The following is a 9,781-nucleotide window of genomic DNA, read 5'->3' on the forward strand; positions in this document are numbered from 1 at the left end:
ACGGCATCGGGGATGGCCCCGATGCCCATCTGCAAGGTGGCCCCGTCCTCTATGAGGCTGGCCACGTGCTCCCCGATCCTCCGCTCCACCTCGCCAAACCCCTCCCGTTTTAGCTCGGGCAAGGGCCAGTCCAGCTCCACGATGGCGGTGAAGCGGGAAACGTGGACGAAGGTATCCCCCAGGGTTCTGGGCATGCGAGGGTTCACCATGGCGATCACCAGGGGGGCGGCCTCGAGGGCCGCCTTGGTGGCGATCACCTCCACCCCCAAGGAGCAGAAGCCATGCTCGTCGGGAGGGGATACCTGGACGATGGCGGCATCCAGGGGCAGGATGCGCCTCTTGAAAAGCCAAGGCACCTGGTGGAGCATGACGGGCACGTAGTCGGCCCGGCCCTGGTTCACCGCCTCCCGGTCGGCGGGCCCCACAAAAAGGGAGCGGCGGCGGAAATGGCCTTCCATCTCGGGAGGGGCGAAAGGGTCCTCCCCCATCTGCAGGAGGTGCACCAGCTCCACGTTCTCCAGCTCGTCCTTACGGGCGGCCAAGGCCTTCAGGATGGGGGTAGGGGTGGCGGCGTTTCCGGAAACGAAGACCCGCATGCCCGACCGGATGAGGGTTACGGCATCCTCCGGAGAGGTCAGCTTCTTGCGGTAGCTCATTCCAGGTGCCCTCCTTTCTGGCCCAGGAGGAGGTAGGCCCCCTGCCGGAGCTCTGGCACCTTCAAGGGATCCTCCTCCACCTCTAGGAGAAAGGGCAAAAGGGTGGCGGTGAGGGCGTGGCTGCTGGTACGGGGCACCAGGGCGGGAACGTTGGGGAGGCAGAAGTGGGTGATGCCCATCTCCTGGTACACCCCCACCCGGCTGGTTTCCGCAATCCCCCCCTGGTCAATGGCGAAGTCCAGGAGCACGGCCCCCGGGCGCATGCGGGAAAGCAGGGCCCGGCTTAGGAGGAGGGGGGCCCTTTCCCCCGGCACCGCCACCGCCCCCACCAGGACATCGGCGAAGGCCACGTACCGCTCCAAGCGGGTCTGGGTGATGAGGGCGGTGACCGCCCCTTTGGCCTCCTTGGAGGCTTCCTCCAGGGCCGAAAGCTCCTTGTCCAAGAGGTAGACCGAGGCCCCCACCCCCAAGAAGGCCCGGGCCGCCGCCCTCCCCAAAACCCCTGCCCCCAGGATGACCACATCCGCAGGGGGAATCCCGGGCAACCCGGAAAGGAGCACCCCGGGGCCGAAGGGGGCCTCCAAAAGCCTCCCCGCAATCTGGGGGGCCAGGCGGCCGGCGATCTCGCTCATGGCCTTGAGCACGGGGCGCCTTCCCTCCGCCCCGATGAGTTCGTACCCAATGGCCGTTAGGCCCTTTTCCGCCATGGCCTCCACCAAGGCGGACTCCGCCACCGCCAGGTGCAGGAAGGCCATGACCGTGGCCCCAGGGCGGAGGAGGGCGACCTCCTCGAGGGTGGGCCTTCCCACCTTCAAGACCACCTCCCCCCGGCCAAAGGCCTCCTCCCGGCTCACCAGCCGGGCTCCGGCCTCCTCATATAGGGCGTCGGCAAACCCGGCCCGCTCCCCGGCCCCCCGCTCCACATAGACCCGGTGGTCCCGGCCCACCAGCTCCCGTACCCCTTGGGGAGTGAGGGCCACCCGGCCCTCCCGCACCTCCCCGAAGGGGGGTTGGGTCTTGACCACGCCCTGTTCCTTGGGTAGGCCAAACTCCATACCCGCCTCCTCGCCTTGAGCTTAAAGGGGAAGCGGAGGGCGGATGTCCCTTTTCCTTCTCATGGAATCCCATCCTAGGCTTGTTTTGTGGATGCCTTCGCGGATTGGCTCTTCGTGGCCCTTTGGGGAGCGGGGGTGCTCCTAACCCTGGTGCCCTTTGTCCCCGCCACCCTTTTGATCCTGGCCGCCGCCCTCCTCCACGAGGCCCTGGTGGGCTTCCGGGAACTTTCCTTGGGCCTGTGGCTGGCCCTAGGGGTTCTGGCCCTCCTGGCCATGAGCCTGGACAACCTGGCCACCCTCCTGGGAGCCAGGAGGTACGGAGCCGGACGGGCAGGGCTTTGGGGGGCGTTTTTGGGGGGCATTCTGGGCCTTTTCCTGGGTGTTTTGGGCGTGCTGGTCTTGCCCTTCCTTCTGGCCTGGCTCTTTGAGTACCTTTCGGGAAGGAGGGCCGAGGAGGCCCTAAAGGCGGCCTGGGGCACCCTGGTGGGCCTCATGGGGGGCGTGGTGGCCAAGGTGCTGGTGCACGTGGCCATGGGAGTCCTGGTGATCCGGACCATCTTTCAAGGCTAGGGTATGCTTTTCCCCATGGACCTGGTCCTCGTCACCCGGGAAGGATGTGGCCTATGCGAAAAGGCGGAAAGGGCCCTTTGGACTTTGGGAATACCCTATGTGCGCCGGGATGTGGACCAAGACCCCGAGCTCTTCCGCCATTACACCTTCCGGGTACCCGTGCTTCTTCTGGGGGATAGGGTGCTTTTGGAAGGCATCTTTGACGAGAGGTCGCTGATGGAGCTGGTGGCAAGGCTCCAAAGAGGGGGTGAGGCATGAACCCCACCATGATCCAGATCGGCCCCTTGCGCATCCAGTGGTATGGCTTTCTCCTTACCCTGGCCATCTTCATCGGCTTTGAACTGGCCAAGCGCAGGCTTAGGGCCTGGGGGTTGGATGCGGAGAGGTTTGAGGCGGTGGCCTTCTGGGCGGTGGTGTGGGGAGTGGTGGGGGCCAGGCTGGGCTATGTCCTCACCTCCCCCGGCTACTTTCTGCAGAACCCGGTGGAGGTTTTGTACATCTGGCACGGGGGGCTTTCCTTCCACGGGGCCATACTGGGCGGGGCCCTGGTCTTCCTCTACTTTCATAAGCGCCAGGGCTACCCCCTCTGGCCCTACCTGGACGCCGCCACCCCGGGGGTGGCCTTAGGCATCATCGCCGGGAGGATCGGGAACCTAATGAATGGCTCCGACACCGTGGGCCGCCTCACCTCCTTGCCCATCGGCTTCACCTGGCCGGAGTGGGCCAAGGGGTTCCCCGGAATCTGCCCCGGCATTGAGGATATCTCCCAGGTCTATCGGTGCGACGAGCTCCTCCGGGGACCCGTGCACCTGGCCCAGATCTACGGGGCCCTGGTGGGCCTCATCCTCCTGCCCCTTTCCTACTACTGGCTTCGCCAGAAGCCCTTCTACGGGTACGCCTTTTGGAACTTTATCCTTTGGTACAGCGTGCTCCGCTCGGTTTTGGAGGAACCCTTCCGCTTAAACCCCTTGTGGCTTCCCGTCTACCAGAACGACCAACTGGGCATCGGCCTCTTCACCGCCACCCAGGTGGTGAGCGTGCCCCTCATCCTCCTTTCCTGGTACATGCTTCGGCGGCTGGGCCGGTAAGATAAGCCCATGGTGCTTCCCCCCCGCAAGGACTCCCTCAAGTGGGGCACCTACCCTGAGGACGTCCTGCCCCTTTGGGTAGCGGACATGGACTTCCCCGTGGCCGAGCCCATCCGCAGGGCCATACGGGAAAGGGCCGAGGGTTTTTTGGGTTACCCCCCCCGGGATGGGGACCTCGAGCTTAAGGCCCTCATCCTGGAAAAAGCGGGCTTGGAAGGGGAACTGGCCTTCATGCCCGGGGTGGTGGTGGGGCTCTACGGGGCGGTAGCCGCCTTCACCGCCCCTGGCCAGGGGGTCCTGACCCAGGTCCCCATATACCCCCCGTTTCTGGCCGCCATCCGCCAGCAAAAACGCACAGTTCTGGCCAATCCTTTGCGGGAAACCGAGGAGGGGTACCGGCTGGACCTCGAGGGCCTGGAGCGCCTGGCCTACGCCAGCCGGCTCCTCCTCTTCTGCCATCCGCAAAACCCCACGGGAAGGGTCTTTGGGGAGGAGGAGCTTGCCGCTTTGGCCGCCATCGCCCGCAAGCACGACCTCATTGTGGTCTCCGACGAGCTCCACGCCCCCCTCACCTACGAGAGGGGCCACGTGCCCCTGGCCCGCTTCCTCCCCGAGCGCACCCTTACCCTGTTGGGACCGGGGAAGGCTTACAACCTGGCCGGACTGCCCATTGGGGCGGCGGTGGGGCCTAAGCCCCTGGTGGAGGCCTTGAGGCGCCACCTGCCCCACACCTTCCCCAACGTGCTGGCCATGGCCGCCTGGAAGGCGGCCCTGAGGGAAGGGGAGGCCTGGCTTGGGGAGACCCTGGCCCGGCTTAGGGCGAACCGCGACCGGGTGGCGGCCTGGGCCAAGGAGGTGGGCCTTGGCCACATTCCCCCGGAGGGCACCTACCTGGCCTGGTTCAAAACCCCCATTCCCCAGGCGGCCTCCTTCTTCCTCAAGGAGGCCCGGGTGGCCCTGAATCCCGGGGAAAACTTCGGGGAAGGATACGATCGCTACGTGCGCCTCAACTTCGCCACCTACCCCGAGGTCCTGGACGAGGCCCTAAAACGCCTTGCCGAAGCCCTCAGAAAAGCCTAAGCCCCCCAGGGGTTCCCCGGGGGGCAAGGGGGCTCGGGCTTACTGGACCACCTCAATGGGGATCCGCTTAGCCCGGGCCTCGGCCACCTTGGGCAGGGTGAGATGCAGGATCCCGTGGCGGAACTCCGCCTTGGCCTGGGAGGCGTCCACCTCCACGGGAAGGGTGAAGGTGCGCACGAAGGAGCCATGGGGGATCTCCTGCAGGTAGTAACGGCGCACCTTGGCTTCCTCCGCGGGCTTCACCTGGCCCCTGATGGTGAGCTTGCTGCCCTCGAGGCTCACCTCCAGGTCCTCCGGGGCCAGGCCCGGCACCGCCATCTCCAGGACCAAGGCCTCGTCGGTCTCGTAGAGGTCCGCGGGCGCCACGTAGGTGGCCACGGGGCGGGCAAAGTCCCCCAAGACCTCCTCAAAGAGCCGGTTGGCCTCCTCCAGGAGGGAGAGAGGACCCCAGGTGCGGAAGGGGGTGATCTCCATGGGCCGTGCATCCCTGCGAACCAGGGCCATACCTATCACCTCCCGCTTCACTTATATCACTTGCGCCTTAGTTTGTCAAGTATCCTTATCCTCTAGCGCCTACCCATGCGCCCCCTATAATCAGGGGCATGGAGATCCCCTCTGGAGCCGTCCTGGTGGATACCCGTCCCCGGGCCGCCTACGAGGCCGGGCACCTACCGGGTGCCCGGCACCTGGACCTTTCCGCCCCCAGGCTTCGCCTGCGGGAAGAGGCGGAGCTGAAAGCCCTGGAAGCCGGCCTCACCGAGCTTTTCCAGGAACTGGGGCTCAAAAGCCCCGTGGTCCTCTACGACGAGGGCCTCACCAGCCGCCTTTGCCGCACCGCCTTCTTCCTGGGGCTTGGGGGGCTGGAGGTGGAGCTTTGGACCGAGGGCTGGGAAGCCCACGCCAGCGAGCGGGAAGAGCCCAAACCCCAGCGCTCGGATACCATAGCCCGCCTCCGGCGGGACTGGCTCCTCACCGCCCAGGAGGCGGCCAGCCACCCTCTCCTCTTGGACGTGCGTAGCCCTGAGGAATACCAGGGCAAGGTCCACCCTCCTTGCTGCCCCCGGGGAGGGCGCATCCCCGGAAGCCGAAACGCTCCCCTGGAGCTTTTTCTGGAGCCGGACAAGGTGCTAGGGCGGCTCGGCCTGGAGCCGGGGCAGGAGGTGGGGCTTTACTGCCACTCCGGGGCCCGGAGCGCCGTGGCCTTCTTCGTGCTGAGGAGCCTGGGGGTCAGGGCCCGGAACTACCTGGGCTCCATGCACGAGTGGCTCCAGGAGGGGCTTCCCACCGAACCATGAGGGTGTACCGGCTAAGCCTGGGCCCCCTGGAGGCCAACGCCTACCTGGTGGCGGGGGAGGAGGGTGCCGTGCTCCTGGACCCCGGGGACGAAGCGGAGAGGATCCTAGCCCTCCTGGAGTCCACGGGGTTAACGCCCCAGGCCATCCTCCTTACCCACGCCCACTTTGACCACCTGGGGGCCGTGGCCCCCTTGGTGGAGGCCCTGTCCCTCCCCGTCTTCCTCCACCCCCTGGACCTTCCCCTTTACCAAAAGGCCCAGGAGATGGCGGCCCTCTTTGGCCTCTCCATCCCCAAGCCTCCCCTACCCGTGGAACCCTTGGCCGAGGGCCTGTCCCTTTTTGGCCTTAAGGTCTGGCACCTTCCCGGCCATAGCCCCGGGCACGTGGCCTTCCTCCACTGGGAAGGCTCCGAGCCCCCTAGGGTCTTCTCCGGGGACCTCCTCTTCCGGGGAAGCATCGGCCGCTACGACCTTCCGGGGGCAAACCGGGAGGAGCTTTTCCGCTCCCTAAAGCGCCTCCTCACCCTGCCCCCCAAGACGGAGGTCTACCCGGGGCACGGGCCCCCCACCACCCTGGCCCTCGAGGCCCAGACCAACCCCTTCCTCCTGGGGTTAGAATGGGAAACGTGAACGGGGCGGATGCTCCCCACAGGGGACGGCTTGAGGCGCTTAAGGCCCTTTATGACCTGCAGGAAAAGGACCTGGAGATAGACCGATTGCAAAAGGAGGCGGAGACCCTCCCCCAGGACCTGGTTGCGGTGAAGACCCAGGTGGAGGCCCTGGAAAGCCGGCTCGCCGACCTCCTGGAGCGCCAGGCAGAGCTCCGCAAGGAGTACAACCGCCACAGCCTGGACATTGAGGACCTCACCGCCAAGGAGAAGCAGGCAGAGGCCGAGCAACGCCAGGCCCAAAGCGCCCGCGAGCAGACCCAGTACGAGAACCGCATCCAGCAGATCAAGGACCGCATCAAAGAGCTCCTGGAGCTTTCCACCCCCATCATGGAGGCCATGGAGAACCTGGAAGGCGAGATCCAGGAGGTGGAAGCCGAGCTCGCCGCCCTAAGGCCCCGCCTGGAAGAACTCTTGGAGGCCAACCGGGTGCGGGTGGAGGCCCTAAGGGCGGAAATCGCCCTCAGGCTAGAGGAACGTTCCCTCATGGCCCAGGCCATCCCCGCCCCCGTCCTGAAGGAGTACGAGGCCATCCGCCGGGCCCGCAAGGGCACCGGCATCGCCCGCATGCTCCGCCAAGGCCAGGTCTTCCGCTGCGAAGGGTGCAACGTGGTCCTGCCCACCCACGTGGCCCAGAAGGTGGTGCAGGGGCAGCTGGTGCGCTGCCCCTCCTGTGGCCGGCTCCTGTGGAAAGGGGAGGGCTAGACCAGGCGGGCCTCGAGGGTGATCTCCTTCACCGCCCCCAGGGCCCGGGAAACCGGGCAGCCCTCCTTGGCCGCCTGGGCGATCTCCTGGAACCTATCCGGGGTTATCCCCGGCACCTCCGCCTCGGTAACCAGGTCAATGCGGGTGATGGTGGCCTTTCCCTCCACCATCTCCAGGTGCACCCGGGCCTCCGTGGAAACCCGCTTGGGGGTGAATCCCTCCCGCTCCAAGGAGGCCGCCAAGGCCATGGAGAAGCAGCCCGCATGGGCGGCGGCGATGAGCTCCTCGGGGTTGGTCCCCGGCCCCTCCTCAAACCTGGAGGGGAAGGAATAGGGTCCCTCAAAAGCCTGGCTTTGCAGCTTCATTAGACCCTGACCGTTACGCAAACCGCCTTCCCATATCGCATTGGCCTTTCTTACCGGCATGGCTTTACCTCCGGTTCCAGGATACCCCTAACCCGCACAACCGCCGGGTGAGGCAAGGCACCTTCTACCCCTATCCCTTGCGGTTTGACGGAGGGGCCTAAACGGAAGCACACTAAAGGCGTGCTCTTCCTCTTCGTGGACGGCCTCGGCCTAGGTGAGGCCCTGGAGGACCTTTTCCCCTTCCTCCTAGAGCTTTCCCCCCTGGCCTTGGACGCCACCTTGGGGGTGGAGGGCCTGCCCCAGTCGGGCACGGGCCAGACCACCCTCCTTACTGGGGTCAATGCCCCCCGCCTTCTCGGCCACCACCAGGGGCCTTTTCCCAGCCCCAGGCTCAGGCCCCTTCTCCAGAAAAGCCTGTACGCCTGGGCGAAGGAAACAGGCCTACGCATCCTCCACGCCAACGCTTACCGCCCGGAATACCTAGAGCGGGCCGCCGCGGGAAGGAGGCTTCTCCTCTCCGCCTTCGCCCAAGGGGCCCTCCTGGCGGGCCTGCCCCTTTTGCCCCTGGGCCACCCCGAGGCCCTTTCCCCTGGGTTTTGGGAAGATCCCTTTGGAGCTGGAGCCCAGGCGGCTTCCCTGGCCCGGGGCTTTGACCTGGTGGTCCTGGAATACTGGGCCCTGGACCTCTTCGCCCACCGTTTCCCAGAGGCGCTACCCGAACGCTTCCTGGAGCTTTCCCTTTTCCTGAAGGGCTTCTTGGAGGAAGGGGGCACCCTCCTCCTCACCTCCGACCACGGCAATGCCGAGGAGCCCTGGCACCCCCGGCACACCCGAAACCCTGTGCCCTTGGTGTATACGGGGCAGAAAACCCCCTTCTGGCCGAAGGATCTGGCGGGCTTTTTCCCTTGGTTGCAAGTGATTATCACTTCTAAACTTACAAAATCCGACCGGAATACTTGACTTTGTCCCCCCCTTTCTGGTAGAGTCCCCAGGCAGAGGGCGCCCTCGCCCCGGGGAACCCTGGGGAGGTAGGAAGGAGGCAAGATGCAGCGTAGAAGGCTCGTTACCTTGGTGGGCATTCTGGTCCTAGGGCTGGCTTCCGCTCAAGAGACGACCCTGACCCTCTATTCCGGGCGGGGGCAGGGCCTGGTGGAACCCTTGGTGAAGCAGTTCCAAGCGGAGACCGGTATCCGGGTCCAGGTGCGCTACGGCACCGACGCCCAGATCCTGGCGGCCCTGCAGGAGGAGGGAAGCCGGTCGCCGGCCGATATCTTCTGGGCCAACACCGCAGGGGCTTTGGGCCAGGCGGCCAGCAAAGGGCTCCTACGGCCCTTGGGAGACACCCTCCTGAAGCAGCCCTTGGCCTTCGTGCCCGAGTCCAAAGCCTGGGTACCGGTGACCCTGCGCCTTAGGGTCTTGGCCTACAACCCGCAGAAGTTCAAGCCGGAAGAGCTTCCGGGAAGCATCCTAGACCTCCCCCGCTTCGCCCAGGACAAGGGCCTGGCGGGTAGGATGGGCTGGACCCCCACCTATTCCAGCTTCCAGGACATGGTGGCGGGGATGATCGCCCTGCATGGGGAGGCCAAAACCCGGGAATGGCTTTCCGCCATGAAAGCCCTTAACCCCAAGGGCTATGCCTCCAACTCGGCCATGCTGGACGCCATCCGCGCCGGGGAGATCGACCTTGGCTCCACCAACCACTACTACGTGGTGCGCTTCCGCCGGGCGGGGTACAACCTGGGCCTTCACTACTTCAAGGAAGGGGATGTGGGCAACCTGGCCCTGGTCACGGGGGCAGGCATCCTGAAGACCTCCAGGAACCTGGTGGCCGCCAACCGCTTCCTCACCTACCTCCTCTCCCCCAAGGGGCAGCAGTATTTTGCGGGGACCGTGGGGGAATACCCCCTGGTGAAGGGGGTGGTGGCCGACGCCAATCTCCTGCCCTTGGAAGAAGCGCTGAAGAAAAGCCCGAAGCTGGACTTTGAAAAGCTTCCCCTGGACCAAGCCCTGAGGCTCCTCCGGGAGCTGGGCATCCTCTAATACCACCCCGCCCTGGCCCAGGCCAGGGCGGGGACCCCGGAAAGGCTCCTCTTGGAGGGACAAAGCATGACCAAAGAGGGCACAAGGCCCTGCCAACCTGCCCCTAGTAGAACGGGGGCATCCACAAAACCTGACCCATGACCGGTGCCAGAAGGCTCCATCAGCTTCCCGGGCTTCTGCCCTTCCTGGTGCCTGCCCTCCTCACGGGGGGCGGGGTGGCCCTTCCCCTCCTTTACCTGGTCCTGAGGGCCCTGGAGGCC

12 protein-coding genes and 1 pseudogene are annotated in these 9,781 nt (G+C 65.8%); 9 read left to right on the forward strand and 4 right to left on the reverse strand.

The genetic code is table 11. The annotated features are described in order from the left end of the window. Positions 1 to 656 (reverse strand): annotated as a pseudogene (locus Q0693_RS01975) (4-hydroxybutyrate CoA-transferase); the annotation flags it as partial. Beyond that, on the reverse strand, positions 653 to 1,711 hold the full coding sequence (locus Q0693_RS01980; protein WP_298628770.1) for a 3-hydroxyacyl-CoA dehydrogenase NAD-binding domain-containing protein: 1,059 nt from the start codon (positions 1,709 to 1,711) through the stop codon (positions 653 to 655). The gene Q0693_RS01980 and the pseudogene Q0693_RS01975, both read right to left, overlap by 4 nt. 87 nt (positions 1,712 to 1,798) lie before the next feature. Between Q0693_RS01980 and Q0693_RS01985 the strand changes: the two genes are divergently transcribed. From Q0693_RS01985 to Q0693_RS02000, 4 genes are read left to right on the forward strand one after another with little or no spacing between them, the layout of a single operon-like run. Further along, the gene (locus Q0693_RS01985) at positions 1,799 to 2,281 is read left to right on the forward strand and encodes a DUF456 family protein (RefSeq protein WP_243030876.1); all 483 of its coding nucleotides are present in this window, start codon (positions 1,799 to 1,801) and stop codon (positions 2,279 to 2,281) included. A 3-nt stretch (positions 2,282 to 2,284) separates the two neighbouring features. Continuing rightward, on the forward strand, positions 2,285 to 2,539 hold the full coding sequence (locus tag Q0693_RS01990; protein ID WP_243030877.1) for a glutaredoxin family protein: 255 nt from the start codon (positions 2,285 to 2,287) through the stop codon (positions 2,537 to 2,539). Positions 2,540 to 2,547: 8 nt separating this feature from the next. Beyond that, positions 2,548 to 3,369 (forward strand): prolipoprotein diacylglyceryl transferase, encoded by an 822-nt coding sequence (lgt, locus tag Q0693_RS01995; RefSeq protein WP_298628787.1) that lies wholly within the window; start codon positions 2,548 to 2,550, stop codon positions 3,367 to 3,369. A gap of 9 nt (positions 3,370 to 3,378) precedes the next feature. Continuing rightward, positions 3,379 to 4,449, forward strand: coding sequence for an aminotransferase class I/II-fold pyridoxal phosphate-dependent enzyme (locus Q0693_RS02000; RefSeq protein WP_298628773.1), 1,071 nt, complete (start codon positions 3,379 to 3,381; stop codon positions 4,447 to 4,449). Between the two features lie 39 nt (positions 4,450 to 4,488). Here the strand turns inward: Q0693_RS02000 and Q0693_RS02005 are convergent, their stop codons facing one another. Then, complete coding sequence (locus Q0693_RS02005; protein ID WP_298628775.1) at positions 4,489 to 4,953, reverse strand: Hsp20/alpha crystallin family protein; 465 nt, start codon at positions 4,951 to 4,953, stop codon at positions 4,489 to 4,491. A 98-nt stretch (positions 4,954 to 5,051) separates the two neighbouring features. Between Q0693_RS02005 and Q0693_RS02010 the strand changes: the two genes are divergently transcribed. From Q0693_RS02010 to Q0693_RS02020, 3 genes are read left to right on the forward strand one after another with little or no spacing between them, the layout of a single operon-like run. Continuing rightward, on the forward strand, positions 5,052 to 5,744 hold the full coding sequence (locus tag Q0693_RS02010; RefSeq protein ID WP_298628777.1) for a rhodanese-like domain-containing protein: 693 nt from the start codon (positions 5,052 to 5,054) through the stop codon (positions 5,742 to 5,744). After that, on the forward strand, positions 5,741 to 6,373 hold the full coding sequence (locus Q0693_RS02015; protein WP_298628779.1) for an MBL fold metallo-hydrolase: 633 nt from the start codon (positions 5,741 to 5,743) through the stop codon (positions 6,371 to 6,373). The genes Q0693_RS02010 and Q0693_RS02015 overlap by 4 nt, the downstream gene beginning before the upstream one ends. Further along, complete coding sequence (locus Q0693_RS02020) at positions 6,361 to 7,116, forward strand: C4-type zinc ribbon domain-containing protein (protein WP_298628780.1); 756 nt, start codon at positions 6,361 to 6,363, stop codon at positions 7,114 to 7,116. The genes Q0693_RS02015 and Q0693_RS02020 overlap by 13 nt, the downstream gene beginning before the upstream one ends. Here Q0693_RS02020 and Q0693_RS02025 read toward each other — a convergent pair. Continuing rightward, on the reverse strand, positions 7,113 to 7,541 hold the full coding sequence (locus Q0693_RS02025) for an OsmC family protein (RefSeq protein ID WP_243030895.1): 429 nt from the start codon (positions 7,539 to 7,541) through the stop codon (positions 7,113 to 7,115). The two genes, Q0693_RS02020 and Q0693_RS02025, sit on opposite strands and share 4 nt — an antisense overlap. 120 nt (positions 7,542 to 7,661) lie before the next feature. Here Q0693_RS02025 and Q0693_RS02030 point away from each other — a divergent pair, with 120 nt between their 5' ends. Beyond that, positions 7,662 to 8,441, forward strand: coding sequence for a metalloenzyme (locus tag Q0693_RS02030; protein WP_298628783.1), 780 nt, complete (start codon positions 7,662 to 7,664; stop codon positions 8,439 to 8,441). An 84-nt stretch (positions 8,442 to 8,525) separates the two neighbouring features. Further along, a complete protein-coding gene (locus tag Q0693_RS02035; RefSeq protein WP_298628785.1) occupies positions 8,526 to 9,521 on the forward strand; it encodes an iron ABC transporter substrate-binding protein in 996 nt (331 codons plus the stop codon). The last annotated feature ends 260 nt before the right edge of the window (positions 9,522 to 9,781 follow it).

The organism is uncultured Thermus sp., from assembly GCF_938010445.1.
Taxonomy (GTDB): Bacteria; Deinococcota; Deinococci; order Deinococcales; family Thermaceae; genus Thermus; species Thermus altitudinis.